This is a genomic window from Mesorhizobium sp. M7A.F.Ca.US.010.02.1.1 (assembly GCF_004023085.1).
In the GTDB taxonomy this organism is placed as follows: domain Bacteria; phylum Pseudomonadota; class Alphaproteobacteria; order Rhizobiales; family Rhizobiaceae; genus Mesorhizobium.
Genome location: NZ_RZRV01000040.1, coordinates 13,918 through 40,826, shown reverse-complemented (window position 1 = coordinate 40,826; position 26,909 = coordinate 13,918). Strand labels below are relative to the sequence as shown.

The 26,909-nt window shown below is 62.7% G+C and carries 27 protein-coding genes; 17 read left to right on the top strand and 10 right to left on the bottom strand.

What is annotated here, in order from left to right:
- Nucleotides 1-87: 87 nt before the first annotated feature.
- The 3 genes from pcaD (at nucleotide 88) to EOA19_RS28430 (ending at nucleotide 1,648) form a co-directional block, all read left to right on the top strand.
- Nucleotides 88-879, top strand: coding sequence for a 3-oxoadipate enol-lactonase (gene pcaD, locus EOA19_RS28440; protein ID WP_128305498.1), 792 nt, complete (start codon nucleotides 88-90; stop codon nucleotides 877-879).
- A 262-nt stretch (nucleotides 880-1,141) separates the two neighbouring features.
- Nucleotides 1,142-1,387: a hypothetical protein gene (locus EOA19_RS28435; RefSeq protein ID WP_023809680.1), complete on the top strand. Its 246-nt coding sequence runs from the start codon at nucleotides 1,142-1,144 to the stop codon at nucleotides 1,385-1,387.
- Nucleotides 1,388-1,432: 45 nt separating this feature from the next.
- Nucleotides 1,433-1,648 (top strand): hypothetical protein, encoded by a 216-nt coding sequence (locus tag EOA19_RS28430; protein ID WP_013530133.1) that lies wholly within the window; start codon nucleotides 1,433-1,435, stop codon nucleotides 1,646-1,648.
- A gap of 60 nt (nucleotides 1,649-1,708) precedes the next feature.
- Here EOA19_RS28430 and EOA19_RS28425 read toward each other — a convergent pair whose 3' ends face one another.
- Nucleotides 1,709-2,149 (bottom strand): DUF2267 domain-containing protein, encoded by a 441-nt coding sequence (locus tag EOA19_RS28425; RefSeq protein ID WP_128305497.1) that lies wholly within the window; start codon nucleotides 2,147-2,149, stop codon nucleotides 1,709-1,711.
- Between the two features lie 228 nt (nucleotides 2,150-2,377).
- On the opposite strand from EOA19_RS28425, the gene EOA19_RS28420 reads away from it, so the two are divergent.
- On the top strand, nucleotides 2,378-3,070 hold the full coding sequence (locus tag EOA19_RS28420; RefSeq protein ID WP_128305496.1) for a hypothetical protein: 693 nt from the start codon (nucleotides 2,378-2,380) through the stop codon (nucleotides 3,068-3,070).
- Nucleotides 3,071-3,104: 34 nt separating this feature from the next.
- On the opposite strand, the gene EOA19_RS28415 is transcribed toward EOA19_RS28420, so the two are convergent.
- Nucleotides 3,105-4,022 (bottom strand): NADP-dependent oxidoreductase, encoded by a 918-nt coding sequence (locus EOA19_RS28415; RefSeq protein ID WP_128305495.1) that lies wholly within the window; start codon nucleotides 4,020-4,022, stop codon nucleotides 3,105-3,107.
- Between the two features lie 483 nt (nucleotides 4,023-4,505).
- Nucleotides 4,506-5,489 carry a hypothetical protein gene (locus EOA19_RS28410; RefSeq protein WP_128305494.1) on the bottom strand — a complete coding sequence of 328 codons (984 nt, stop codon included), beginning with the start codon at nucleotides 5,487-5,489 and terminating at the stop codon, nucleotides 4,506-4,508.
- A gap of 403 nt (nucleotides 5,490-5,892) precedes the next feature.
- Here EOA19_RS28410 and EOA19_RS28405 point away from each other — a divergent pair, with 403 nt between their 5' ends.
- Nucleotides 5,893-6,606 (top strand): DNA helicase, encoded by a 714-nt coding sequence (locus EOA19_RS28405; RefSeq protein WP_023809677.1) that lies wholly within the window; start codon nucleotides 5,893-5,895, stop codon nucleotides 6,604-6,606.
- Nucleotides 6,607-6,625: 19 nt separating this feature from the next.
- Here EOA19_RS28405 and EOA19_RS28400 read toward each other — a convergent pair whose 3' ends face one another.
- The gene (locus EOA19_RS28400; protein WP_128305493.1) at nucleotides 6,626-7,579 is read right to left on the bottom strand and encodes a hydrogen peroxide-inducible genes activator; all 954 of its coding nucleotides are present in this window, start codon (nucleotides 7,577-7,579) and stop codon (nucleotides 6,626-6,628) included.
- 263 nt (nucleotides 7,580-7,842) lie between these two features.
- Here EOA19_RS28400 and katG point away from each other — a divergent pair, with 263 nt between their 5' ends.
- Nucleotides 7,843-10,041, top strand: a complete 2,199-nt coding sequence (gene katG, locus EOA19_RS28395; protein WP_023809675.1) for a catalase/peroxidase HPI — start codon at nucleotides 7,843-7,845, stop codon at nucleotides 10,039-10,041.
- A 181-nt stretch (nucleotides 10,042-10,222) separates the two neighbouring features.
- Nucleotides 10,223-10,780: a GNAT family N-acetyltransferase gene (locus EOA19_RS28390; RefSeq protein ID WP_128305492.1), complete on the top strand. Its 558-nt coding sequence runs from the start codon at nucleotides 10,223-10,225 to the stop codon at nucleotides 10,778-10,780.
- Nucleotides 10,781-10,788: 8 nt separating this feature from the next.
- Here EOA19_RS28390 and EOA19_RS28385 read toward each other — a convergent pair whose 3' ends face one another.
- Nucleotides 10,789-11,205 carry a helix-turn-helix domain-containing protein gene (locus EOA19_RS28385; protein ID WP_023809674.1) on the bottom strand — a complete coding sequence of 139 codons (417 nt, stop codon included), beginning with the start codon at nucleotides 11,203-11,205 and terminating at the stop codon, nucleotides 10,789-10,791.
- 106 nt (nucleotides 11,206-11,311) lie between these two features.
- Here EOA19_RS28385 and EOA19_RS28380 point away from each other — a divergent pair, with 106 nt between their 5' ends.
- Entirely contained in the window at nucleotides 11,312-13,486 is a 2,175-nt protein-coding gene (locus EOA19_RS28380; RefSeq protein ID WP_128305491.1) for a heavy metal translocating P-type ATPase, read from the top strand.
- Nucleotides 13,487-13,547: 61 nt separating this feature from the next.
- On the opposite strand, the gene EOA19_RS28375 is transcribed toward EOA19_RS28380, so the two are convergent.
- Together EOA19_RS28375 and EOA19_RS28370 are read right to left on the bottom strand one after the other, a co-directional pair.
- A complete protein-coding gene (locus tag EOA19_RS28375; protein WP_128305490.1) occupies nucleotides 13,548-14,732 on the bottom strand; it encodes an MFS transporter in 1,185 nt (394 codons plus the stop codon).
- A gap of 144 nt (nucleotides 14,733-14,876) precedes the next feature.
- Nucleotides 14,877-16,541, bottom strand: coding sequence for a Na/Pi cotransporter family protein (locus tag EOA19_RS28370; RefSeq protein WP_023809671.1), 1,665 nt, complete (start codon nucleotides 16,539-16,541; stop codon nucleotides 14,877-14,879).
- Nucleotides 16,542-16,928: 387 nt separating this feature from the next.
- Here EOA19_RS28370 and EOA19_RS28365 point away from each other — a divergent pair, with 387 nt between their 5' ends.
- The 7 genes from EOA19_RS28365 to EOA19_RS28335 all read left to right on the top strand — a co-directional run bounded on the left by EOA19_RS28365 (nucleotide 16,929) and on the right by EOA19_RS28335 (nucleotide 24,136).
- On the top strand, nucleotides 16,929-17,309 hold the full coding sequence (locus EOA19_RS28365) for an RcnB family protein (protein WP_127270906.1): 381 nt from the start codon (nucleotides 16,929-16,931) through the stop codon (nucleotides 17,307-17,309).
- A gap of 136 nt (nucleotides 17,310-17,445) precedes the next feature.
- Nucleotides 17,446-19,380: a DNA primase gene (gene dnaG / locus EOA19_RS28360; RefSeq protein ID WP_128305489.1), complete on the top strand. Its 1,935-nt coding sequence runs from the start codon at nucleotides 17,446-17,448 to the stop codon at nucleotides 19,378-19,380.
- A 423-nt stretch (nucleotides 19,381-19,803) separates the two neighbouring features.
- Nucleotides 19,804-21,825: an RNA polymerase sigma factor RpoD gene (rpoD, locus tag EOA19_RS28355; RefSeq protein ID WP_023809668.1), complete on the top strand. Its 2,022-nt coding sequence runs from the start codon at nucleotides 19,804-19,806 to the stop codon at nucleotides 21,823-21,825.
- A gap of 181 nt (nucleotides 21,826-22,006) precedes the next feature.
- Nucleotides 22,007-22,300, top strand: a complete 294-nt coding sequence (locus EOA19_RS28350; protein WP_023809667.1) for a GYD domain-containing protein — start codon at nucleotides 22,007-22,009, stop codon at nucleotides 22,298-22,300.
- Nucleotides 22,301-22,406: 106 nt separating this feature from the next.
- Nucleotides 22,407-22,676, top strand: coding sequence for a DUF333 domain-containing protein (locus EOA19_RS28345; protein WP_128305488.1), 270 nt, complete (start codon nucleotides 22,407-22,409; stop codon nucleotides 22,674-22,676).
- 26 nt (nucleotides 22,677-22,702) lie between these two features.
- Nucleotides 22,703-23,767 (top strand): DMT family transporter, encoded by a 1,065-nt coding sequence (locus EOA19_RS28340; protein ID WP_128305487.1) that lies wholly within the window; start codon nucleotides 22,703-22,705, stop codon nucleotides 23,765-23,767.
- Entirely contained in the window at nucleotides 23,768-24,136 is a 369-nt protein-coding gene (locus tag EOA19_RS28335) for a DCC1-like thiol-disulfide oxidoreductase family protein (RefSeq protein WP_023809664.1), read from the top strand.
- Nucleotides 24,137-24,203: 67 nt separating this feature from the next.
- Here the strand turns inward: EOA19_RS28335 and EOA19_RS28330 are convergent, their stop codons facing one another.
- On the bottom strand, nucleotides 24,204-24,461 hold the full coding sequence (locus EOA19_RS28330; protein WP_023809663.1) for a DUF2798 domain-containing protein: 258 nt from the start codon (nucleotides 24,459-24,461) through the stop codon (nucleotides 24,204-24,206).
- A gap of 271 nt (nucleotides 24,462-24,732) precedes the next feature.
- On the opposite strand from EOA19_RS28330, the gene EOA19_RS28325 reads away from it, so the two are divergent.
- A complete protein-coding gene (locus EOA19_RS28325) occupies nucleotides 24,733-25,434 on the top strand; it encodes a PadR family transcriptional regulator (RefSeq protein ID WP_128305486.1) in 702 nt (233 codons plus the stop codon).
- A 112-nt stretch (nucleotides 25,435-25,546) separates the two neighbouring features.
- Nucleotides 25,547-25,846 (top strand): HlyU family transcriptional regulator, encoded by a 300-nt coding sequence (locus EOA19_RS28320; RefSeq protein ID WP_128305485.1) that lies wholly within the window; start codon nucleotides 25,547-25,549, stop codon nucleotides 25,844-25,846.
- A gap of 89 nt (nucleotides 25,847-25,935) precedes the next feature.
- Here EOA19_RS28320 and EOA19_RS28315 read toward each other — a convergent pair whose 3' ends face one another.
- Complete coding sequence (locus EOA19_RS28315; protein ID WP_127297412.1) at nucleotides 25,936-26,145, bottom strand: hypothetical protein; 210 nt, start codon at nucleotides 26,143-26,145, stop codon at nucleotides 25,936-25,938.
- Nucleotides 26,146-26,238: 93 nt separating this feature from the next.
- Nucleotides 26,239-26,862, bottom strand: a complete 624-nt coding sequence (locus EOA19_RS28310; RefSeq protein ID WP_128305484.1) for an outer membrane lipoprotein carrier protein LolA — start codon at nucleotides 26,860-26,862, stop codon at nucleotides 26,239-26,241.
- Nucleotides 26,863-26,909: the final 47 nt, after the last annotated feature.

Here is a 26,909-nt window from a genome sequence, read left to right as displayed (position 1 = left end):
GAGATTGTCCTGTCTTTGTAATATCAACAAAATTGTCCCTCGGCTACGTTTGGCCTCATTCAAAACGTTCCAGAAGGAATCTTCATCATGAATGAGCTGAATTTCGTCATAACGGGAGACGGCACGCGCATCGCCTACCGCTTCGACGGCGAGGCAAGCAAGCCGGTGCTGGTGCTATCGAATTCCATCGGCACCACGCTGCACATGTGGGACAGGCAGGTTGGCGAGTTGTCGAAGCATTTCCGTATCCTGCGCTACGATTTTCGCGGCCATGGCGGATCGAGCGTTCCTGTCGGCGCCTACTCGCTCGACCGGCTTGGCCGCGACGTCATCGAACTGCTCGACGCGCTCGACCTGCAACGCGTACATTTCCTTGGCCTGTCGCTTGGCGGGTTCGTCGCGCAGTGGCTCGGCATCCACGCGCCCGAGCGGATCGACCGGCTGATCCTGAGCAACACCTCGTCTCATCTCTCGCCGGCAAGCTATTTCGACGAGCGGATTGCCGCGGTGCGGCAGGCACCGGACATGTCGGAAACCGCCGAGACGTTCCTGAGCAACTGGTTCCCCGCGTCGATGGTTGCCGCCAACGAGCCCGTGGTCGAAGAGTTTCGCACCATGCTGCTGGCTATCGACCGGCAAGGCCTGGCGGGCCTGTTCGCGGCGGTTCGCGACGCCGATCTTCGCCGTACCGTAGCACTGATACCGCGACCGACGCTGGTGATCGCCGGTCGGCACGACACGGTGACAGCAGCCAGCCACGGCGAGATGATTGCCGCGGCGGTGCCCGGCGCGAAGCTGGTCGTGCTGCCCGCGGTCCATCTGTCGAACATTGAGTATCCGGCAGAGTTCATCCAGGCTGTGGTCGATTTCCTGCGCTGAGCTGGAGCGCGACGGAAAGGCGTCCGGCGCCAGTCCGGTGGTCGCCGAACGTTCGAAGGAGGCCATGGTTCAGAAGAGGGGCGGCGGCCTCGGTCAACGTGAGCGCCTAAGCCGAACCGAGCCCATCTGGCGAAAAGCGTCTTCAACGCTTTTCGGAACGATCCCGTCACCTTGCCATTATCAGCACGAGGGCAGGCTCGGACCCGACCTTAGAGGTGGCCGGTGACTTTCGAGCGCCAACACGAACACGCCGGAGGAAGCGATGACTGGACGCAAAACCCACGATCAACAAATTCGCATCATTGAAGAGCGGGAAAACACAAAGAACGCCGGCAAGGATTTCGATTCAGAGGCGGATCTGAAACGATCAGCGGCGGAACGCGAAGCGCTGCGCAAGGGATCGGACATGAGAACCGACACACCGGACCTCGTCGATCCGGACGACCGCAACATCCTTCGCGGCAAAAATCAGGAAAGCGTCCATCACAAAAACCGTCCTGACGACTAGATGAGCACCGATCCTGGAACATTTGTCATAGATTGGAGGCAGCCCATGGCACGCGGGAGCAAGAAACACATCGGAGCAGGTTCGCAGGGAAAGGGTTCTGGCACAGGCGCCATGACCGTAACGCCAAAGGACAAGCTCGAAGAAAACAAGGTTCTGTCCAATCGCGACAAGGCACAGCATTCCAAAGAACGCGGTTTGGACTCCAGGCAGGTCGCGACAGAGCAGCATCAGGATCATGCCGCCAACCGTTTACGGGACTGACGCCCTGCTGGACGCCAGCCTCGGCGCGCCGCTCGGAGGCCGTCAGAGTCGTTGCCGTCGCTATTTGACGCCGAGGCTCTCGGGCCAGAGCGCCTGGATTTCCTTCGGCAGCGCATCGCGCACCTTGGCCGACTGGCCCAGATCAATATGCCGTGCAAGAACTCGGAACACCGAGCGTGCCGCCTCCTCGGGATCGACGGGGCGGATCGATTTCAATTCCTCGCCGATGTGCTGCGAGAAGTTTTCAAGGGAGCGCGTTTTGTCCGGCTCGGCTGCGGGCCGGTAGTGGTCGTAATAGGCGCCGCGCACCAGGATCGGCAGTTCCGCCCCAAGTTTGGCCGCAAGCCCGATCTGCAGCCTGTCCCTTACGGTCCGTAAGACCGCGCCCAATATGTGCCATGCAATCCGCCGATCCGGACCATGATCGTCCATGATCTCGTCGAGCCAAATGTTGGTCGTCTGCAGCGTCCTGTCAAAAACATCCAAACCGGTAGCGCTCATCATCGCCTCCTCATCAAATTCATGTCTGGTTTCGAATCGATGCTTGGGGACAATCGTTTCGCTATCTGTCTACAAAATTGGCTCGGTCTGTGATCCGGCTCTGCTCCGGGATCACGGAACCGCTCTTGGTTGCGCTGGAACCCCTTCCGAAGCAGTTCGTTCCTTGGGTGGGCGGCTTTGAGGAGTTGATTGGGTGGGGGGAGCGCGTCCCGCAACAGGTTTTTTGCGATGCCTGCAAGGAAGACAAAAACCGATGAAGGCGAGAACCGGCAGCAACTCCTGCAGATGATGACCACGGAGCATTTGGTGCTGGGGACCGCCAGGGCGGCGACGATTCAGGAGGCGAATCAGCGCGCAAATTTGTTCCTGACTTCGGTATCCAGCGCCACGATCGCCCTTGCCTTCGTCGCCCAGGTGACAAGGATGGGGCTTCCTTTCATGCTGTTCAGCCTGATCCTGTTGCCATGCCTCTACTTCATCGGGCTGGTGACATTCGTCAGGGCTGTACAGGTGGCCATCGAAGACATGGTCCACGCCCGCGGCATGGCACGCATCAGGCACTACTACACCGAGCTTACTCCCTCGATGGCGCGCTATCTGGTTCACTCCACTCATGACAACCAAACGGCTCTGCTGGCCGATGTCGGCCTCAAGCCAAGGCCCTGGCAAGCGTTCGCCGGAACCGCAGGAATGGTGAATGTCGTCAACGGTGCCATCGCCGGTGTCTTTGCCGGCGTGATGCTCAAGGTTGTCATTTGCTCGACAGTCAGTCTTGCCGTGACTGTTGGCATTCTAGCCTTTGCGGTGAGCAATTGGTGCCTCTGGCAACATCACACGCGCAGTTGGGCAAGCGCGGAGCACAAGCTGAAGGTGCTGTTTCCGAACCTGCCGGACAGCGACGGCGAGGCGCGGATCGGATAACCCGTTCGAGAGGGACTGCAGAAGCACCAACTCGCTAGGCGGAAACCTCAAGCACGATCTTGCCACGCACATGCTCATTTTCCAGCCGTTCTTCCGCTTTGGCGACCTCTCCAAGAGGGTAGGTGGCTAGCACGAAGGGGGTGACCTTGCCGGCGTCGATGAGGCGGCCGATCTCGGCAAGGTGCGCCGCATTCGGCTCGGCCAGATAGGAGACGCCACGCGCCCGACGCAAGTTTGCCTTTTCCTGCGACGGTTGGGAAAGAGTGGAAACGAGCGTCCCGCCTGGCTTGAGCACATCCCAGGAACGGTCCTGCGTGTCGCCCGCGATAAGGTCGAACACCAGGTCGACCGCATTGACGACCTCTTCGAAACGCTGATTCTTGTAGTCGACCGTCTGATCGGCGCCAAGCTCACGCACGAAAACGACGTCCTCGGCGGAAACGGTTGTCGCGACGAACGCGCCCGCGGCCTTGGCCAGTTGGATCGCCAGATGACCGACGCCGCCGGCGCCGCCATGGATGAGAACCCGTTGCCCGGATTTGAGGCCGCCATGGTCGAAAAGGCCCTGCCATGCAGTGATGCCGGCAAGCGGCACCGCCGCGGCTTCGACATGGCTTAGACGATCCGGTTTCGCAGCCGCCTCCGTCGCCTTGACCACGACATATTCGGCATTGCCGCCCCGGTCATGACCAAGCATCGCAAATAACGGGTCGCCCTTCTTCAACGTATGCGCCCGCGTACCGCATATTTCCACCGTGCCGGACACGTCGCGCCCGAGCGTGATCGGCAGGGTTTCGCTCACCGACCCTTCGCGGGTCTTGTAGTCGATCGGATTGACGCTTGCGGCGCGGACCCTGAGCACAACCTCGTCGTCAAGCGGCTGAGGCGAGGGGACTTGATCGATCGAAAGGACCTCAGGTCCGCCAAAAGCGTGGATGCGGACTGCTTTCATGTCGGCATACCTCCTATTGTTTGGCTGTCGGCGACGGTGTCTGCATGTCGTCAGCGGCTGTGCAGCCCAGGTTGCGGAGGCAGCCACACCGGCTTCCCAGCCGGGCAACGCCGCCGCAAGGACGGCATCCTGCTAGGCCGTAGACTGCGTCGGCGGGTTCTGATTCATATGGCGGCAAGGCTGCAACCAGACTTGCTGGCCTTCTAACTGGGTAGCAGGCCGTTGGTTCCAACCACCACAATCGGCTGAACGTGGTGCCGGAAATTCTTTCCTCGGCCAGAGCATTCAGCCAGTCTTGATCCATCCGGCCTTATGCACACAGCTGTTTCGAGTTGCGACATCGAGGAGGAGAGGCGGGGCACCGGAGCTACCGGCGCGCTGGCCTGGAGATCGGATTGAAATCATTGATGGTGGGTCGCAGGGCTGCCGATCAATGCGGTTCGCACGCCGAACATAAAGCGGCGCGGCGGTGCGATGCGGACTTCAAGACGCTTCGCAGATCGGCAGCGGCTGCGGCGGCGGTGCCGGGTGATCCTTCCTGTATTGGGCGATGATCGGCTCGAGGGTCTTTCGCGGCCAGAATTTAGGTGTGCCGATTTCCTTTAGGCAGGACGCGTTCCAGTAGGCGCCCGGCTGTGAATGGTTGGCTGCGACCGCGGCGATGTCGCGCGATTCCGGGTAGATATAGAGCGTCGTCGGATTGTCCTTGACCATCGGGATAATCTGCTGCGCATCCGCCGGCGACCAGCTGGTGCAGCCATTGCTGCGGCCGCCGGCATAGTCGACCAGTTTGCCGAACGGCACGAAGCCGTCATGGTCGGCATGCGAACTTTTCGGGTTTTTGCGCAGGCATAGGCCGTGCAGCACCTGGGCGGCATGGCCGCCGATCACCCGCTGCCTGGCGTTCGCGGCCTCGCCTTCGCCGTCGAACTGGATGAAGGTGCGCTGGAAAACCGCGTCCTGTTTCGCAGCGGTGCGGTAATAGCCCTTGAACGAGGTTTTTGCCTCGCGGGTGATATAGCCGCCGCCGGCCGTCAACGACGAATCCATCGCATTGCCGAAATTCTTCGCGCACCGCTTGCTGTTCGAAAAATCGACAACGCCTTTCAAATTCCGGCCGCTGCCATGACCCGACGAAATCGCGCGAAACGACTGGCTGGCTTCGCAGATGACGTAATAGCGGCGCCCCAGAACGCCATCGCCCAGATCGCTGGGGCGCGTCGCATCCATGGCGAAGTAGCAGGGGTTCTTGACTGCACCTTGCGCGACCTTCTTCCGGTAAAGCGCGCGGGCTCGTTCGAGGACAATTTGTGAGATCTGGCCGTCGCTGTTGCCGATGTGAGCCTGCAGCCAGGCCGGAACGTCAGATGGTGCGGCAAAGGATCGAGCCGACATCGTCAAGGCAATGGCGGCGACGAGGAGGCTGAGGATCGGGACGATACCCAGAGGGACGAATCTCAACCGCACCGGATCAACTCCTGCCAAAGCCGTTTCCTTGCGGTGTTGCCGCCGGGAATCGATCATAAAGGGTCTCGCATTATCAGGCGAAACACATCTTGTTTAGCGCACCCTTTGTTAACGCGTGCCCTCCGCAAGTCCGCACGAAGAGCCATGAAGGAGATCGACGCGCGCAAATGCTCCTACGCCGGGATGCTGGCTCGAGGCTTGCAGCGGGCTCCCCGCATCTTTGAATGTCTGCGATTTTCGATACGCAGGGATTGAGCTATCATCTGATTCTGGCGCAGCCCACGCCTCCTCCCTCCGCCGGGAAAGCATCGTTCATGCAGGGCACTCTCATCACCGAACCGACTGTTCGAGCGCCAGGCATAAGGAGGGATTGCGGAAACTGCTCGCACCAGGAGGTTTTGCAATGAAGCTGTCCGCGCCCGTTTACCATCTGAAGCGTCAAGCCAAGCTGTTGTCCCGCGAGGCCAAAATTCCGCTCCACGAAGCGCTTGATCGTGTTGCAGCACAGGAAGGCTTCGCCAGCTGGAGTCTGCTTGCAGCCAAGGCAGCCGAGGCGGCGCCTGCCGGCATACTGTTTGCGCAACTTGCGCCCGGCGATCTTGTTCTGGTGGGTGCACGACCCGGCCACGGCAAGACGCTGATGTGCCTCGAACTCGCGGTCGAAGCCATGAAATCAGGCCATCGCGGTGTGTTCTTCACGCTGGAGTATACGCAGCGGGATGTGCTGGGCCGGTTTCGCGCCATCGGGGCGGACCCTGCACGGTTCAACGACCGGTTCGTGTTCGACAATTCCGACGCCATCAGCGCCGACTACATCGTCAGAACGCTGGCGGCGGCGGCGCGCGGTACGCTGGTGGTCATAGACTATCTGCAACTGCTCGATCAGAAGCGGGAAAACCCGGACCTGATGGCGCAAGTCCGCACGCTGAAGGCCTTTGCCCGCGACAGGGGATTGATCCTCGTTTTCATCTCGCAGATCGATCGCTCATACGATCCGGCGAGGAAGCCGGTTCCCGATATCAGCGACGTGCGGTTACCAAACCCTCTGGACCTGTCGCTGTTCGACAAGACCTGCTTCCTGAACAAGGGCGAAATCCGGTTCCACGCGGCAGGCTGACGATCCGGTCAGCCAGCCTTCATTGGGCCGTTGCCGGTAGATTCAGAGGCTGTGCAACCGATGCCGAACTGTGCTGCGCGCGCAATGCTTCGGCCGCCTGGCGAACCACTTCGGATATAAGCAGCAGCTGTTTGGCGATCGGGCTTGTCTTGCGCCAGATCATGCCGATCGTCCGCGATGGTTGGGGATTGGCGAAGTGGGCGATAGAGACTGCCGCGGAGCGCGTCTCCACCGGCACGGCCATTTCGGGGATCAAGGTGACGCCGACGCCGGCGCCGACCATCTGCACCAGGGTCGACAGCGAGCTGCCGTCCAGCAACTCGCGCGGCCGTGCCGAATGCATGTTGCAGAACGACAGCGCCTGATCGCGAAAACAATGGCCCTCCTCGAGCAGGAGCAGCCGCATCTCGCGCAGCATTTCGCGGTTGGGCACCGGCTTTCCCTCATCCTCGCCGGGCCGGACCAGCACGAAGTTCTCGGCAAACAGCACGATTTCCGTCAGCGAGGGTTCCGACACCGGCAAGGCAACGATGGCCGCATCGAGCCGGCCGTCGGCCAGTTCCTGGATCAGCTTCTGCGTCTGCGTTTCGCGCACGTGGATATCGAGCCCGTCATGCATGCGGGCGAGGTTGCCGATGATGGCAGGCAGAAGATAGGGTGCGATCGTCGGGATCACGCCGATGCGCAACCGTCCCACCAGCCGGTCGCGCGAGGCGCGGGCCAGATCCGTCAGCTCGTCCACCGAGCGCAGGATGTCGCGGACGCGCAAGGCGAATTCCTCGCCGAAATTGGTCAGCCGGACCTGGCGTGGGCCTCTTTGGAAAAGCGCCGTGCCAAGCGTTTCCTCCAACTCCCGGATCTGCACCGAGATGGCGGGCTGCGAGATGGCGCAGGCATCCGCCGCGCGTCCGAAATGGTTGTGCCGCGCCAGTGCCTCGAAATAACGCAACTGCTTCAGCGTCAGGTTTGTCATAATGTCATCTTATCGCTGTAATCAGGAAATCCAACTTAAATTAATCAGACGGCTTTGCTATACGAGTCGCAACGAAGATGAGGAGCAGCCGGGACCGCCTGGTGAGGCGCATGCCCGCAGCAACAGGACATCCAACATATTCGGTCGCGTATCGGGCATATGGTCATCGCGCCAGCCATGAAACGGACCGCCTCCAGGGACATTTCTATGTCCCTGTCACCCAGCAGTTGAACAGCTCAACACAGCCACGATCGGAGAAGAACATGGACGCACAGACCGATGATCCCAGCGCCGGCAAATGCCCCGTTGCACACGGATCCTCCAGCAGGAGCAACCGTGACTGGTGGCCCAACCAACTCGATCTTGGCGTTCTCCATCAGCAATCGAACCTTTCGGATCCGATGGGCGAAGAGTTCGACTATGCCGAGGAATTCAAGTCGCTCGATCTCGATGCGGTGATCAAGGACCTGCACCAGGTGATGACGGATTCGCAGGATTGGTGGCCGGCCGACTTCGGCCATTACGGGCCGCTGTTCATCCGCATGGCCTGGCACAGTGCCGGCACCTACCGCATCGGCGATGGCCGTGGTGGCGCCGGGGCAGGCCAGCAGCGTTTCGCACCGCTCAACAGCTGGCCGGACAATGCCAATCTCGACAAGGCGCGCCGGCTGCTGTGGCCGGTCAAGCAGAAATATGGCCGCAAGATTTCCTGGGCCGACCTTCTGATCCTCACCGGCAACGTCGCGCTGGAATCGATGGGTTTCAAGACCTTCGGCTTCGCCGGCGGCCGCGCTGACGTCTGGGAGCCCGAGCAGGACGTCGACTGGGGTTCGGAAACCAAGTGGCTCGACGACAAGCGCTATTCCGGCGACCGTGAACTTCGCGGCCATCTCGGCGCCGTGCAGATGGGGCTGATCTACGTCAATCCGGAAGGGCCGAACGGCACGCCGGATCCGCTGGCCTCGGCCCGCGACATTCGCGAGACCTTCGCCCGCATGGCCATGAATGACGAGGAGACCGTGGCGCTGATCGCCGGTGGTCACACCTTCGGCAAGACGCACGGTGCCGGCGATGCGTCGTTGGTTGGCGCGGAGCCAGAGGGCTCGATCATCGAGGCGCAAGGCCTCGGCTGGTCGAGCAAGCATGCTTCCGGCATTGCCGGCGACGCCATCACCTCGGGCCTCGAAGTGACCTGGACCACGACGCCGACCAAGTGGAGCAATAATTTCTTCGACAATCTGTTCGGCTTCGACTGGGAACTGACCAAGAGCCCGGCCGGCGCCCATCAGTGGACGCCAAGGGGTGGCGCCGGGGCCGGCACCGTTCCGGATGCGCACGATCCGTCAAAGCGCCGCGCGCCGGCGATGCTGACCACCGATCTCGCGCTGCGGGTAGATCCTGCCTACGAAAAGGTGTCGCGGCGCTTCCACGAGCATCCGGAGCAATTCGCCGACGCCTTCGCCCGCGCCTGGTACAAGCTGACCCATCGCGACATGGGTCCGGTCGCCCGCTATCTCGGCCCGCTCGTGCCGAAGGAAGAGCTGATCTGGCAGGATCCGATCCCGGCCATCGACCACGAGCTGGTCAGCGAGCAGGACATCGCCTCGCTGAAGGCGAAGATCCTGGCATCGGGCCTTTCAGTCTCCGAATTGGTCTCGACTGCGTGGGCCTCGGCCTCGACGTTCCGCAATTCCGACAAGCGCGGTGGCGCCAACGGGGCACGTATCCGACTGGCGCCGCAGAAGGATTGGGACGTCAACCAGCCGGCGGAACTGTCGAAGGTGCTTGCCAAGCTCGAAGCCATTCAGAAGGAGTTCAACGCGGGCAGCAAGAAAGTCTCTCTTGCCGACCTGATTGTGCTTGGCGGCGTTGCCGCGGTCGAGAAAGCCGCGAAGGACGGAGGCCATGAGGTGAAGGTGCCGTTCACGCCAGGCCGCATGGACGCCTCGCAGGAGCAAACGGACGTGCATTCCTTTGCCGCGCTCGAGCCAAAGGTCGACGGCTTCCGCAATTACGTCAGGGGCAAGCAGCCGATGTCGGTCGAGGCCATGCTGGTCGACCGGGCGCAGTTGCTGGCGTTGACCGCGCCGGAATTGACGGTGCTGGTCGGCGGTCTGCGCGTGCTCGGCGCCAATACCGGCGGATCGAAGCACGGCGTGTTCACCGACAGGCCGGGCACTTTGACCAACGACTTCTTCGTCAATCTGCTCAGCATGAACACGGTCTGGGATCCGGCCGCCGGCTCTGTTCCGGGTTCGGAAGAGGTGTACGAGGCGCGCGACCGCAAGACCAAGGCGGTCAGGTGGACCGGCACCCGTGCCGATCTGATCTTCGGCTCGCACGCCCAGTTGCGTGCGCTTGCCGAGGTCTATGGCTCCGCGGATGCAAGCCAGAAATTCGCCAGGGATTTCGTGGCGGCATGGACAAAGGTGATGAACGCCGACCGCTTCGACATCGCCTGACTTCGCATAAGGGTACTCCCGCGCGCCTGCGCCGGAGCTCCAGTCCTCCCAAGGACATAAGATCGGGGCCGCGTTTCCAGCGATGGAAACGCGGCCTTGTCGTAAGAGGCTGCTCCTTGGTGGACCGTGCCTTGCCGGGCAATGCTGCTATTTATCGGCGTAGCGTCTCCGCCGATGCACCATGATCGAAATCGTCAAACCCGCGCTTGAACATCTGCCATCCTACAAGGTGGCGCTCGAGCGCGGCTGGTCACCGGACAATGTGCGGCTGATGGAAGCGACGCGCGAGCAGCTCGCGGCCATCGAAAAGGATCCCGTGGCCTTTCTTGCCGACCTCGACAATCCCCAGGCCAAGGGCGGCCCGATCAGCTTGCCCGACGGCAAAAAAGTGCCGCGCCTGCCGGGCTTCCGCCGCTGGATCTGGGATGGCGAGGCGTCGGGCTCGATCGGCTTTCGCTGGCAGAAGGGCACGGCGGGACTGCCGCCGCATGTGCTCGGCCATATCGGCTATTCGGTGGTGCCGTGGAAGCGGCGGCGCGGCTACGCCACCGAGGCGCTGCGGCTGATGCTGGACGAGGCGAGGGCGGTCGGCCTGGCTCACGTCGAGATCACCGCCAAGCCGGGCAATCCGGCCTCGCACAAGGTGATCCTGGCCAATGGCGGCAAGCTCGTCGAACGCTTCTTCGAGGACGCCGCCTATGGCGGGGCGGAAAGCTTGCGGTTCCGGATCGAGCTGTAGGATGTGTCTCAACCATGCTCATCGGCGCACAGCGCATGATCCGACAGCGCGCGGATGACGTAGCAGTCGCCGACCGTCTGGCCATTGCAGCACGTGGCGATGCGTTCGAGCTCGGCCTCGAGTCGCTTCAACTGGGCAATCTTTTCCCGCACCGAGATCAGTTGCTCCTCGGCGATCTTGTCGGCGTGGCCGCAGGGCTGCTCGGGGTGGCCGCTCAAGTCGATCAGGGAGCGGATGTCGTCGACGGCGAAGCCGAGGTCGCGGGCGTGGCGGATGAAGGCCAACCGCTCCAGCTCCTGCCTGGAATAGCGGCGCTGGTTGCCTTCCGAACGCTCGGGCGCGGCGACAAGGCCCATCTGCTCATAATAGCGGATTGTCGGCACCTTGACCCCGGTGCGACGCGAGAGATCACCGATCGAAAACATGAAATTTTCCCTTGAAGCTCTAGTGACTAGAGCAATTATAGTGCCTGACATCAGCATTCAAGACCCATGCGGCGACGCCGCGCGGGCAAGACAGGCAGGTAATGTGATGACGACGCCGCTCAAGCAGGAAACGATCGGGCAGACACGGTTCAAGATCGGCGGCATGGACTGCGCCTCTTGCGCGGCCAAGATCGATACGGCGGTGCGTCGTCTCGACGGCGTCGCCGATGTCTCGGTTTCGGTGACCGGCGCCAGCATGACGGTCAGCCACAGCGGTTGGCTCAACGACGACAAGGTGCTGCGGCAGGTGGCGCGGCTGGGCTACGGCATCGTCAAGGCGGAAGGCGGGGCCGATGGGCGTGCTTCAGTGGCCAAGGATCATGATCATGCTGATCATGATCACAGCGATGCGGCGCCGGGGCAGGCGTGGTGGCGCTCCCGCCGTGCCGTGCTGACGCTGGCCTGCGCGGCAGCGCTTCTCGCCGCCTACGGCATCGGCCATCTTCTTCCTGCGGCCGAGCGCTGGGTCTTCCTTGCCGCCCTGCTGGTCGGCCTAGTGCCGATCGCACGGCGAGCGCTGATGGCGGCATTGGCCGGCACGCCGTTCTCGATCGAGATGCTGATGACCATCGCGGCGATAGGCGCCGTGATGATCGGGGCTACGGAAGAAGCCGCCGCCGTGGTGGTGCTGTTCCTGATCGGTGAACTTCTGGAAGGTGTCGCAGCCGGCCGGGCGCGGGCGAGCATCCAGGGACTTGCCGATCTGGTGCCGAAGACGGCCTTGGTCGAACGCGCGAGCGGCACATCGGAAGTTCCTGCCGAACAGCTCGGCGTCGGCGACATCATCCTGGTGCGGCCGGGCGACCGCATTCCGGCCGATGGCGAGATCATCGAGGGGTCGAGCGAAATCGACGAGGCGCCGGTGACCGGCGAGAGCACGCCCAAGCGCAAGGGCGTTGCGGACGTCGTCTTTGCCGGCACGATCAGCACCGACGGCGTGCTCAAGGTGCGGGTGACGGCTGCCGCGTCTGACAACACCATCGCCCGGGTCGTGCGGCTTGTGGAGGAGGCGCAGGAAGCCAAGGCGCCGACTGAACGCTTCATCGACCGCTTCTCAAGATACTACACCCCGGCGGTGCTGGCGGTCGGCGCGCTGGTTGCCCTGTTGCCGCCGCTGCTCATTGGCGGCGACTGGAACGAATGGATCTACAAGGGCCTGGCGATCCTGCTGATCGGCTGCCCCTGCGCGCTGGTCATCTCGACGCCGGCGGCAATCGCCGCGGGCCTTGCGGCCGGGGCGAGGCGCGGCCTGTTGATGAAGGGCGGCGCGGTGCTGGAAGGCTTTCGCCGGATCACGGCGGTCGCCTTCGACAAGACCGGCACGCTGACGGCAGGCAAGCCCGTGGTCACCGACATTGTGGCGTATGGAAGGGATGAACGCACCGTGCTGGCGCTGGCGGCAGCGCTGGAGCAGGGCTCCAGCCATCCGTTGGCGATGGCGATCCTGGACCGGGCCAAGGCCGACAAGGCACCGGTGCCGCCGGCTCTGGCGGCCAAGGCGATCTCGGGCAAAGGTGTCGAGGGCAGCGTCGGTGGCGTCGCCGTCTTCCTCGGCTCCGGTCCGGCGGCGGGCGAACGCGCCGACATGACGCAAGTGCAGCGCCTTGCCGTCGACAGCCTCAACGGGCAGGGCAAGACCGTCTCGGTGCTGGTCGCCGACGGCGTGGTGGCAGGGCTGATCGCCATGCGTGACGTGCCGCGACCGGATGCGGCGGCCGGCATTGCGGCGCTGAAGGCCGAAGGCATCCGCACGATCATGCTGACCGGCGACAATCGCCGCACGGCGCAAGCCATTGCCGCTTCGCTCGGCATCGAGGCGCGGGCGGAGCTGTTGCCTCAGGACAAGCAGCGCATCATCGGCGAATTGCAACGCGAAGGGCTCAAGGTCGCCAAGATCGGTGACGGCATCAACGACGCGCCGGCGCTCGCCGCCGCCGACATCGGCATCGCCATGGGTGGCGGCACCGATGTGGCGCTGGAGACCGCGGACGCGGCGATCCTGCATGGCCGGGTCATGGACGTCGTGCGCATGGTAAAACTGTCGCGGGCGGTGATGGCCAATATCGGCCAGAACATCACCGTGGCGCTCGGGCTGAAGGCGGTGTTCCTGGTCACCACCATTGCCGGCATCACCGGCCTTTGGCCGGCGATCCTGGCCGACACCGGCGCCACCGTGCTGGTCACCGCCAACGCCATGCGCCTGCTGCGCTGGCGCGGGTGAAGTGTTTTTGGTTGATCACGATCTTTTCGGAAAACCGGCGTCCCCTTTTCCGGATCGTGACCTACTCCGCTGGGGCCGTCAGCGGCGGCGTGGCGTTGCTGCGCCCTTCCCAGACATAGGAGGCGAGCGCCACCGCGATAGCGACCAGCATGGCGATGGCGCCCAGCAGCGGCAGGCTGCGGTAGCCATAGCCGCTGTTCAGCATCGCGGCGCCCAACGACGCGGCCAGCGCGATGCCGACATTGAAGCCGGACGGAATGAGCGACGAGGCGAGGTTTGAGGCGTCCGCCGTCCAGGCCAGGATGCGGGTCTGGATCGGTGTGCCGATGGCGAAGTTGAGGCCGCCCCAGACGACGATCGCCACAACCATCGGCAAGGGATAGGGGCTGACGGCGTAGATGACGGCCAGCGTCACCGCCTGCAGGGCCAGCATGGTGATCAATGACGGCATCAGCTTCCAGTCGGAGAGCTTGCCGCCGAGGAAGACGCCGAGCGTTGCGCCAACGCCATTGAGCAGCAGCACCCACGGCACCAGGTTCTCGTCGAGCCCGGTGACCTCCAGCAGTGTCGGGGTGATGTAGGTGAACAGGCCGAACTGGCCGATCATCAGCATCAGCATCAGGATCAGCGAGGTCCAGACCTGCTGGCGGGCCAGCACACGGACCTCGCGGGCGAAACCGGCGGGCCTGACCGACGATCCGGTGGTGCGCGGCAACAGGGCTGCCATGGCCAGCGTTGCCGCCACGCCGAGCGCGCACATCACCCAGAAGGTCGCGCGCCAGCCCCAGATGTTGCCGATCGCGGTGCCCGCCGGCACGCCGATGACGTTGGAGACGGTGAGGCCGGACAGGATGACGGCGACAGCCATGCCGCGCTGGTCCTCGCGCACGAGACCGACGGCGACGACCATGGCAACGCCGAAATAGGCGCCATGCGCGACCGCCACGGCAATGCGCAACAGTAGCATCGAGGTGAAGTCGGGCGCCAGCGCGCAAGCCGCCTGGCCGATGGTGAAGGCGATGGCGAGGCCGAGCAGCAGGCTCTTGCGTGACAGCGACTTGGTGGCGAGCGCCAGCAGCGGGCCGCCGATGGCGATGCCGCCTGCATAGCCGGAGACGAGGTAGCCGGCCGAGGGGACCGAAACGCCAAGACCTTGCGCCACCTGCGGCAGCACGCCGGCAATGACGAATTCGGTGGTGCCGAAGGCAAAAGCGGCAATGAACAGGGCTATGAGCGGAAGCGACATGGCAAGGCCTTAGCTGGAACGGCCTCAAACCACGGATGGGCTTTGCGGGCAATGAAGAAATTTTTGTCGCGAGTTTAGGTTTTCTTCAGTGAGCGAGGCGGTGAAGCGCCAATCTCCCCCACGAGGGGGGAGCTCGGCTGCTTCTCAGCTCGCCTTCAACCGCGACCCAGTGAGCAGACCGCGCTCTTCGAGCACCGGATAAGCCATCGAGGCCAGCAGCGAATTGATCTGCTTCAGGTCGCGGATGGTATCGAGATGAATCGAACTGGTCTCGACGCTTTTGGCGGTGCCGTCGCGCAGCCGCACGAAATGGCTGGCGCTGGTTTCCTTCTCGCGGTCACGCAGCTGGTCCTTTTCCAGCACCAACTGGCGGGCAGTCTCGGGATCGCGCGACACCAGCACATTGAAGGCAAGCCGCGCATTGGCCAGCACCGAGCCATGGAAGGCGCACAGCTCGGCCCAGCCCTCGTCGGTGAATTCCAACCCGCGCTCGAATTTCTTCTTCACATGCACCAGCATGTTGCGCACGATGATGTCGCCGACCTGCTCGAGCTTGACGCAGGCGCCGATCAGTTCCTGGCAGCGCAGCGCTTCGTCCTCGGTCAGCGGGTTCCTGGTCAACTTGGCGAGGTAGAGCTTGATCGCGGCGTGCTTGCGGTCGACGCGGTCGTCGAGTGCGGCCAGCGCCTTGATCTTGTCGGCATCGGCACTTTCATAGAGTTCGATGATGCGCTTGAGCATGATCTCGATCGTCTCGCAGACCCGCACCACCTCGCGGGTGGCATTGGCCAGCGCCTGGCTCGGCACGTCGAGCGCGCTTTCGTTGAGCGCGGACAGTTCGACGACGTCAAGCGAGGCGGCCGGCACCGGCTTGGTGCCAAGTGCGACGATCTTCTCCGAAGCGCGGTAGACGAACCCTGCCAGCGGCAGGCCGGCGAGCAGGATCAGCACGTTGAACAGGATGTGGGCATTGACGATCTGGTCCGCCGCCGTCGAACCGAGAAAGGCGAAGTGCGGCCTGAAGATCATGACCAGGATCAGCATGACCAGCGAGCCAAGCCCGCGCATCAGGAGGTTGCCGATCGGCACGACGCGCACTTCGGGGCTCGACGAGCGGGTCAGCATCGGCGCGATGATCGAGGAGCCGAGGTTGACGCCAAGGATGAGAACGACGCCGAGTTCGGGCGTGATCAGGCCGCGGCCTGCCAGCGTCGCCATCAACAGCACCGCCGCGATGCTCGATTGGAACAGCCAGGTGATCAGCGCCGCCAGCAGATAGGCGGTGATGGAATCGGTCGAGAAGTAGTTGATGATGACCGGCATGAGCTGGCTGTTGCGCAGCGGCTCAGACGCCTGGCCGATCATCTCCAGCGACAGGATCAAAAGGCCGATGCCGACCAGAATGCGGCCGGTCTGGCGCCAGTCGCGCCGCTCGGTGGCCATGAACATGACCGTGCCGGTGATCAGGCACAGCGGCACCAGCAAGGTGAGGTCGAAGGTCAGCAGCTTGACCACCAGCGCAGAGCCGATCTCGGCGCCGCGCACTGCCAATTGGCCCGCGGCGCCCGAGACGATGCCAGAGCCGGCGAAGGAGCCGACCAGCAGCGTGACGGCTGTGGAACTCTGCAGGGCGATGGCAAGGCCGGTGCCGGCCAGCACCGCCATGATCGGATTGCGCATGGTGGCGCGCAGGCGGTGGCGCAGCACGTCGCCATAGGCGCGTTCAACGCCGGTCTTCACCATGCGGGTGGCAAACAGCATCAGCGCCACGGCGCCGGCCAGATGCAGAAGGACGACGGACCCGCTCATTTCGCCCCCCGCATGCAAACAGGATGCGCGTCCTGTTTGGCGTGGCGATCAGAAGGGAAAACGAGGGTACGAATCATGTTCATGGCGGTGACTTATAATAACTCGAATATTTTAGCCGGATAATAAAATCTTGTCGATTTCAAGGGCCGTTGCAGCGCGACGGGCGGTGTCGGAAAATGGACGGGCGCGCAAATGGTTGCATTGCGGGGCGGGCTCGAAGCAACGGATAGGCAGAGTTAGCAGCGCGACCGGCTCCTGCCTTTGCGATTATGTTCAGCTCTATTGGGTAAATAAAGGAAATCATTACACAATTGTAATGCAGGCGTTCAGCTTCGGTTCATCGGTGGCCCGCTATTCCTCTGGCATCGACAACCAAGGAGACTTCTTTTGAAACGCATTGTCCTTTCCGCACTCGCTTTCTCGATGCTGGCCGCTACGTCGCTCACCGGCCAAGCCGCACCGCTGAATGCACCGAACGCTCCGCAGTCGAATTACAGCCAGGTCGACTGGCAAAAGCCCACCAACAGGGATGTCAAGAAGCGCTTCATCCAGAAGCGCGTCATCCATAAGAAGGTCATCGTGAAGCGCAACAACTGGCGCAACGGCCATAAATATTCAGGCTGGAGACAGCACCAGCCGATCCGCGACTACGGCCGCTACGGCCTGCATCGTCCCGGCCGCGGCCAGGAATGGATCCGCGTCGGCAACGACTATGTGTTGGTCGGTGTGCTCTCCGGCGTCATTTTCGGCGCGCTTGCCGCGCATTAAGCGGTCCCCAGGCGGATATTGGAAAGAGGCGGCCCGCAACGGCCGCCTCTTTTGCCTGTGGAAACCGGGTATGGCCCGCATTAAGGGTCGTCGGATTTCGCGGGTATGATTATATAATCGGGAAACGAGTTCCCCGATGCGCTTTCCACCCGCCTTCCTCGACGAGATACGCGACCGCGTGCCGATTTCATCGGTTATCGGCCAGCGCGTTGCGTGGGACAGGAAGAAAACCAACGCGCCGCGCGGCGACTATTGGGCCTGTTGTCCGTTCCACGGCGAGAAGAGCCCCTCCTTCCACTGCGAGGACAAAAAGGGCCGCTACCATTGTTTCGGTTGCTCGGTCTCGGGCGATCATTTCAAGTTCCTCACCGAACTCGACGGGATGAGCTTTCCCGAAGCGGTCGAAAAGATCGCCGATATGGCCGGCGTGCCGATGCCGGTTCGCGATGCGCAGGAGGAGCGGCGCGAAAAGGAACGCGCCAGCCTGACCGACGTCATGGAGATGGCGACCGCCTTCTTCCAGGAACGGCTGCAGGGGCCGGAAGGCGCCAAAGCCCGCGCCTATCTCAGAGACCGCGGGCTGACGCCGGCGACGCAGCAATCGTTCCGGCTCGGTTTTGCGCCCGACAGCCGCAATGCGCTGAAGGAGCATCTCGCCGCCAAGGGCGTGCCCAAGGCCGACATCGAGGCTTGTGGACTGGTGCGCCACGGCGACGACATCCCGGTTTCCTATGACTGGTTCCGCGACCGCATCATGTTCCCGATTCCGGATTCCCGGGGCAAGATCATCGCGTTCGGCGGCCGTGCGCTGCAGCCGGACGCGCTGGCCAAATACATGAACTCGCCTGACACCGAACTCTTCCACAAGGGCAATGTGCTCTATAATTTCGCCCGCGCCCGCACGGCCTTGGCCAAGGGCGGCACGGTCATCGCCGTCGAAGGCTACATGGACGTCATCGCACTGGCGCAGGCCGGCTTCGAGAACGTCGTGGCGCCGCTCGGCACCGCGCTTACCGAGAACCAGCTCGAACTGCTCTGGCGCATGGCGCCGGAGCCGATGCTGTGCTTCGACGGCGACAAGGCCGGGCTGAAGGCAGCGTGGCGGGCCGCCGATATGGCGCTGCCGTCTGTGCAGGCCGGGCGCTCGGCGCGCTTCGCGCTGCTGCCGGAAGGCAAGGATCCCGATGATCTGGTCAAGGCCGAAGGACCGGATGCGTTTCGTCGCGTTCTGGCCGAGGCGCGGCCGCTGGTCGACCTTTTATGGATGCGTGAGACGGCGGGCGGCGTCTTCGATACGCCGGAGCGGCGGGCCGAGCTCGAGAAGACGCTGCGCGAACTGACCAGCCGCATCCGCGACGAAAGCCTGCGCTACCACTACCAGCAGGAGATGCGCGAGCGTGTGCTGAGCTTCTTCGGCTCGCAGCGCGGCACCAGGCAAAGTCGGCAAGACTGGAAACAGGGCCAAGGCAAGACGGCCGCGCCCGGCGGGCAGTTCGCCAAGGCCGGCAGCGGCCGCATGGCGATCACCGAAAGCCTCGGCCAGTCGGCTTTGGTCAAACGCGGCGGCGAAGGGATGTCGGTGCGCGAGGCGACGATCATCGTCGCATTGGTCAACCATCCGGCGCTGATCGACGAGAATTTCGCTCATATCGAGTTCCTCGATCTCGCCAACTCCGATCTGAGGCGGCTGCATGGAGCGATTCTCGACGCGATGGCGCACGACATGGCCAATGACCGGCAGGCGGTGATTGCGACGATCGAACGCGCCGGCTGCGCCGAGATCTGGGAGCGGGCCGTCGGGCTGATCCGGCGGATGCGGCAATGGCCGGCGCTGGAGACCGCCGCCCTTGAAGATGCCCGCGATGCTTTCAGCCAGGCGCTGCACTTGCAGCGCAGCGCGCGCACCTTACATAAGGAGCTGAAACAGGCGGAAGCGGCGCTCGCCACCGATCCCACAGACGAAAACTATCGGCATCTGATCGAAATTCAGGCGCAATTCCAGGATGTGCAGGCCACGGAAGCGCTAATCGAAGGGTTTGGCGTCTCCTCGGGCAGGGCGGGGCGAGCTTAGTTGGAAGCGAGTGAATTGAGAAAGCGTCGTTGCGCGTCCAAATGGCGCGTAACGGGCTAAGTCGGGTAATTGATTCGCTTTTTTCATGCGAATCATGCGAGAGGCGCTTGACCTTCTGGCAGATTGGCGGAATCAGGACGATTCGAAACGTTAACCCGAACCCGCGTCGACGGGAAATAAGCGATGTGAGGTACTGGTCACTGGACAGGCAGCCCGCCTGCCACAGATATCAGGGTTAATCTGGACTTAATGCATGTCGCCCAAAAGGGGAAACCCGATTTGGGCAACGACATACACCAAACGAAACGAGTTGATGCAGTTACTGGCCCGGTGAAGCGCGTTTCATAAGCGAGCGCATCCGATTTGACTGGTCCGACAGCTTACGCGGCTTTGAAGTTCGGCCGCTAGGAGAAGATAAAGACTATGGCGACAAAGGAAAAGGAAGAGGTCGAAACCGAACGCGAAGGCGCCACCGATGGCCCTCTGCTCGACCTTTCCGATGATGCTGTCAAGAAGATGATCAAGGCCGCCAAGAAGCGCGGCTATGTCACCATGGACGAGCTGAATTCGGTGCTGCCCTCGGAGGAAGTGACCTCCGAGCAGATCGAGGACACGATGGCGATGCTGTCCGACATGGGCATCAACGTGGTCGAGGACGACGAGCAGGGCGAGGAGCCCGAGGCCACCGACACCGCGGCCGATGCCGAGGAAGACGCCAACGAGCTGGCCGAGCAGACCGGCACCGCGGTCGCCGCCACCACCACCAAGAAAGAACCGACCGATCGCACCGACGATCCGGTGCGCATGTATCTGCGCGAGATGGGCTCGGTGGAGCTCTTGTCGCGCGAGGGCGAAATTGCCATCGCCAAGCGCATCGAGGCCGGCCGCGAGACGATGATCGCCGGCCTGTGCGAAAGCCCGCTGACTTTCCAGGCCATCATCATCTGGCGCGATGAACTCAACGAATCCAAGATCCTGCTGCGCGAGATCATCGATCTCGAAGCCACCTATGCTGGCCCCGAGGCCAAGCAGGCGCCGGTGGTCGAGCGCGTCGAGGAAGCCAAGGTCGAGGACAAGCCGCGCCGTTCGCGCGACGACGAAGACGACATCACCAATGTCGGCGCCGATACGCGTGGGCTGACGGATGACGACGACGAAGACGAGGACGAAGCCAGCCTGTCGCTGGCCGCGATGGAAGCGGAACTCCGCCCGCAGGTGATGGAGACGCTCGACGTTATCGCCGACACCTACAAAAAGCTGCGCAAGCTGCAGGACCAGCAGGTCGAGAACCGTCTGGCCGCCGCCGGCACGCTGTCGCCCAGCCAGGACCGCCGGCTGAAGGAGCTCAAGGACCAGCTGATCAAGGCGGTGAAGTCGCTGTCGCTCAACACGGCGCGCATCGAGGCGCTGGTCGAGCAGCTCTACGACATCAACAAGCGCCTGGTGCAGAACGAAGGCAAGCTGCTCAGGCTGGCCGAAAGCTACGGCGTGCGCCGCGAAGAGTTCCTGAAGGAATATCAGGGTTCCGAGCTCGACCCGAACTGGACGCGCTCGATCGGCAATCTGACATCGCGCGGCTGGAAGGAATTCACCAAGAACGAGAAGGATGCGATCAAGGACCTGCGCGCCGAGATCCAGAACCTCGCCACCGAAACGGCGATCTCGATCCTGGAATTCCGCAAGATCGTCAACCAGGTGCAGAAGGGCGAGCGCGAAGCGGCGATCGCCAAGAAGGAAATGGTCGAAGCCAATCTGCGCCTCGTCATCTCCATCGCCAAGAAGTACACCAATCGCGGCCTGCAGTTCCTCGACCTGATCCAGGAAGGCAATATCGGCCTGATGAAGGCGGTCGATAAGTTCGAATATCGCCGCGGCTACAAGTTCTCGACCTACGCGACATGGTGGATCCGACAGGCGATCACGCGTTCGATCGCCGATCAGGCGCGTACCATCCGCATTCCGGTGCACATGATCGAGACGATCAACAAGATCGTGCGCACCTCGCGCCAGATGCTGCACGAGATCGGCCGCGAGCCGACGCCGGAGGAACTGGCCGAAAAGCTTGCCATGCCGCTCGAAAAGGTGCGCAAGGTCTTGAAGATCGCCAAGGAGCCGATCTCGCTCGAAACGCCGGTCGGCGACGAGGAGGATTCGCATCTGGGCGATTTCATCGAGGACAAGATGGCGATCCTGCCGATCGACGCGGCGATCCAGGCCAATCTGCGCGAGACCACCACGCGCGTGCTGGCCTCGCTGACGCCGCGCGAGGAGCGTGTGCTCAGAATGCGCTTCGGTATCGGCATGAACACCGACCACACGCTGGAAGAAGTCGGCCAGCAGTTCTCTGTTACCCGCGAGCGCATTCGTCAGATCGAAGCCAAGGCGCTGCGCAAGCTCAAGCACCCGAGCAGGTCGCGCAAGCTGCGCAGCTTCCTGGATAGCTGAGACTTACCGATGCAAAGAGTTCAAGGGCGCCGATGGCGCCCTTTTTTGTTGCGGGACGCACTCTTGCGCTGCAGGCCCTTCAGGAGGATAATTTCCGTGTCGGATGCATTTTCTGGGCGACAACCCGGATGCCCGCCCCGGCGAAGCCGCCGTGCTCCGTGGCCCCGGAGGGAGGTGTGCCATGACAAGCTACATCGTGCTGATGAACTGGACGGAGCAGGGTGCCAGGAACGTACGCGAGTCACCGAAGCGGCTCGACGCCGCCAGGAAGCAACTGGGAGACATGGGCGGATCGTTCAAGGCGTTCTACCTGACCATGGGCGAATACGATATGGTGGCTGTGGTCGAAGCCCCCGACGACGCGGTGCTGGCGCGCTTCTCGCTGATGCTGGCGGCAGCGGGCAATGTCAGGACGCGGACGCTGAAGGCCTTTCCCGAATTAGCCTACCGCGAGATTATCACCTCGCTCGGGTGAAGGAATCGGCAGGGTTTCTCGAAGTCGCTGGTTGGTGCCGGCCTGGTGGCGCTTTGCCGCAAGACGGGGCGCTTCGCCGTGATAGAATGCGGCCGGGGAGATCGCGATGAAGAAGGTTTCGATATTGGTCGCCAGCTTTGCCGCTTTGTCGTCGCTGCCGTTTTCCGTCGGCGCCAGTGCGCAAAAACCGGTCGGCATGGCCAATCCGGCATCCGTCCATTGTGGCGATATCGGCGGGCGCCTGGTGATCAGGAAGGACAAGGCCGGTAATGAATATGGATTCTGCGGCTTGCCCAATGGGCGCCTTTGCGAGGAGTGGGCGCTGTTTCGCGACAACAAGTGCGTCGGGCCGAAGGCGGCCATGCGCCGCAAGTGACACACCTGCCATCATAGGGTGAGATCATGTCCGAACCGCATTCCCATTCGCATCTGTGGCCCGGCGTGCCACTCGCACTTGGCTCGGCCGCCCTGTTCGGGGCGACCCCGCCGCTCAGCAAGCTGCTGCTCAATGGCGTCAATCCCTTCATGCTGGCCGGGCTGCTCTATCTCGGTGCCGGTGTCGGGCTGGCTTTGTATCGCCTGCTTCGGGGCAGGCAGGCCGCGGCCGGGGAGGCGCAACTGACCGCTGGGGATATTCCCTGGCTGGCGCTGGCGATCGGCATGGGCGGCATCATCGCGCCGGTGCTGCTGATGTTCGGCTTGACCCTCAACACGGCGTCCAGTTCGGCGCTGCTGCTCAACCTGGAAGGGCTGGCGACGATGGCGATCGCCTGGCTCGTCTATCGCGAGAATGTCGACCGGCGCCTGCTTTTCGGCGCGTTCGCCATTCTGGCGGGCGCCGTTCTTCTGTCGTGGCAAGGTGAGGGCGTCGCCTTCAACCGTGGCGCCCTGCTGGTGGCGGGGGCTTGTCTGGCCTGGGGTATCGACAACAATTTCACGCGCAGGATCTCCGCCACCGACCCGGTGGTGATCGCCATGCTCAAGGGGCTGGTGGCGGGTGTCGTCAATGTCGGGTTGGCGCTTGCCGGCGGTGCCTTGTTTCCCCCGGGGTCGGTCATTGCAGCGACCGCGGCAGTCGGTTTCTTCGGCATCGGGGTCAGCCTGGTGATGTTCATCGTGGCGCTGCGTCATCTGGGCACCGCGCGGACAGGGGCCTATTACTCGCTCGCTCCCTTTATCGGCGCGTTGCTGGCAATCGCCATCCTGGGTGACGCCGTGACGCTCAAGCTTGCGGCCGCCGGACTTCTGATGGGTGTTGGCCTGTGGCTGCATCTGTCGGAGCGCCATGAGCATGAGCACGACCATGAGGAACTGGAGCACGAGCACAGCCATGTGCATGACGAGCACCACCAGCACCATCATGACGGGCCGGTAAGCGAGCCGCATTCTCATTGGCACCGGCATGCCCCAATGCGACACCGGCATCCGCATTATCCCGACCTGCACCACAGGCATGGCCACGGATAAATGCTGACCGTCTGGTACAACACGCGCTGCCCGGTCTGCGATGCCGGCATAAGCAGGCAGAAGCGGCGGCTGATCGAAGCGGTCAAGGCCGGGCGGATCGAGTTCCGAGACATCAATTTTGAACCGGCAGCGCTTGCCGGGCATGGCGCGTCGCTTGAGGATATCCGCCGCCGGCTGCACGCCACCGACGTGGCGGGCAGGCTGCTGGTCGGCGCCGACGTTGCCATCGCCGTGTGGAAGGTCACGCCGGGCGAGGGCTGGCTGGCGATGGTGTTCGGCAATCCGGTTGTCTTGCCGCTGACACGCTTTGCCTATGATCGTTTCGCCGACCTTCTCTATGCCTGGAACCGGCGCAAGGGTCGCTGGTAGCGCTTCGTGATTAATGACCAGAAGCGCAAAGGTCCGGAGGACATCTCCGGACCTTTTTTCGTGCGAGTTATCGGCTGGCCGGCTCGCAGAGCGCGCCGACGATGCGGCGTACCACCGGCAGCACCAGCAGCAGCGTCGGAAACGCCACCAGCCAGGACAGCCCCCAGGCGGTCAGCCAGATGGACGGCAGCTCGGGGTGGAAGCCAAGGCTTTTCAACGTCGAGATGAACGAGACGATGAAGGTCATCAACAGCGACAGCACCAGCGGGCTAAGAACAGCGGCATAGCGCGCAGGCAGCTTCCTGCGCTGATGTCTTGCAGTCATTTTGAGAGTTCCCTGAAGTATCCGGTCCGTCGCTTTTGGCATCCATTCGCCGGTGACCGGCAAAATTGCCCGGAAAGACCGGGGTTGGATGCGTTGCTTGACGTCAGACGCTTACGGAGCAGCCGAGGCGCTCGCGGGACTTCTAGCGGTACGTTCCGGTGAAAGCAAGCCTCTGGCGCCGCATTCAGATACATCGTAAGATATATCTTGACTCTCTCGATTGGCTCGCATAATTAAGATATATCGTAAGATACAACTCAAAGAGCAATCAATGCACAAACATTTTGGGAACAATCATTTCGGCGAGCGCATGTTCATGCACATGGCCGGCAAATTCGGCGGCAAATTTGGTAGCAGAGGGGGCGGCGGTTTTGGCCCGTTCGGGCACGGCGGTCGCGGTGGCGGGCGGGGCGGCCCGGGCGACATGTTCCGCGCCGGGCGCATGTTGGCCGACGGCGACCTCAAGCTGATCACGCTGTCGCTGCTGGCCGAGGCCCCGCGCCACGGCTACGACATCATCAAGGCGTTGGAGGAACGCACCAGCGGCATCTACAGCCCGAGCCCCGGCGTGGTCTACCCGACGCTGACCTTCCTGGAAGAGGCCGGCTATGCCGCCTCCGCCGCCGACGGCAACAAGAAGGTGTTTTCGATCACCGAAGCTGGCCAGGCGCATCTCGCCGACAACCGCGAGATGATCGATGGCGTGCTCGACCATCTCGAGCGCTTCGGCCGTAAAATGGCCAAGGCGCGCGACTGGTTCGGCTGGAACGACGAGAGCGAAGAGGGCGGGCGTCGTGGCGGCCGGGGTGGCCGCGGGGATCGTTCGGAAGCGCGCGACGAATTCCGCGCAGTCCGCCACCGGCTGCGCGCGGCTCTGGGTGACTTCGTCGACGCCCCGGCCGACAAGCAGGCCGAGGCGATCGCCATCCTCGAAGCCGCCGCCGAGGCCCTGGAAGCGCTGTCGCACAAGTAAGCTCGTCCAGCCGACCGGACGCAGCCCTTGCCCGCTGGGCCAAGGACCGATAGTGAAATTCATCCCGCGTCACTCTACATGGTGCGGGATGAATGCTGTTGGAGGAAGCCCGATGTCTTTTCTGAAGCGTCTTTTCGGCGGTGGCGCCAGCGGAGCCGAAACGGCTGGGCCAACGAGCGCAGCGCCGGCCAAGCAGGTCGAGCACAAGGGCTTCCTGATCAGCGCCACGCCCTACAAGGCGGATGGCCAGTACCAGACGTGCGGCGTCGTCTCCAAGGAGATCGACGGCGTGGTGAAGGAACACAAATTCATCCGCGCCGACCGCTTCGCCGGGCTCGACGACGCCGTCGACATCTCGATCAAGAAGGGCATCCAACTGGTCGACGAGCAGGGCGACGGGATTTTTGGGTAGATCACCGCCAGCAGGTCACTGCCTAACCATGCGGGCCTTTGCGCCACGATGGACCTCTCGGTCCGGGTTGACGTACGACCGCCGGCGGATCAACTCGTCCTGGCGGGATCAATCGTCATCAGGCGGGTCCTGGCCTCGATCAGATGCCTTCTCGCGGCCCTTATCCGGCCGCACAATGCCAAGTTAAGAGCGACGCCGCCTTCCTCGTCCAGCAAGTCATTCGCGCGCTTCAGAGAGCGCTCGGCTCTCCTTATGCGCAGTCTGGCGTTGGCCGCTTCGATGCTGTGAATTTCAATCATTGTGCCGCGTCCTTTGCGGTTCCGGTCCCTTCATGGACTAAACCGCCGCTGATCCTATTGGTTCCGGCGCTGTGACTATGGCTGCGGTTCCGGCTATTTCGTTGTGGTGTTGAATTCACGGTTTGCCGCATAATCGATAACGAAGGTGCCCTCGGGAGCGCGAACGCCTTGCCTCACATTTGAGATGGTCACCGTCGTGGTAAGTCCCTTCTCGTCGGTGAGGCTCCATCTGCGCAGATCGAGCGATTTTCTGTCGAACACCATGGAGATGTTCGAATTGCCGAAAGCCGATCTGTCGGCCAGCTTGACGGTTACTTGAGCGCCGTCTTCTCTGATGCTTTTGACGCGACTGCCGGAGAAGTCGACCTTGTTGTCGAGCAGCAGCTTAAGCGGCGTCTTCGAGAGAGCATAAAGCCGCGATGTCTTCAGTCTCCTGTTATAAACCACCAGGGATTTGCCATCCGCGATCACGCTGACCCCAGATTGGCCTGCATAGTTGAACCGGATCTTGCCTGGGCGTTGGAGAAAAAACCTGCCGTGTTTTCTTTCCGCTTTCGGGCCTGATTGCACGAAATCCCCTGACATGGATTTCACCGATGAGAAGTGATCGGCAATCGTCTTTGCTTCAACCGGCGCGGCCGAAGCCCCGGCATTCACCGCGGCAACGCCGATAACGGCACACAAGAAACCCAGCAGCTTTTTGATCCGATAGGCCATTCGATTAACCCCCAGCAAACGCGTGATCGAAGGAGATCACGCGTTGA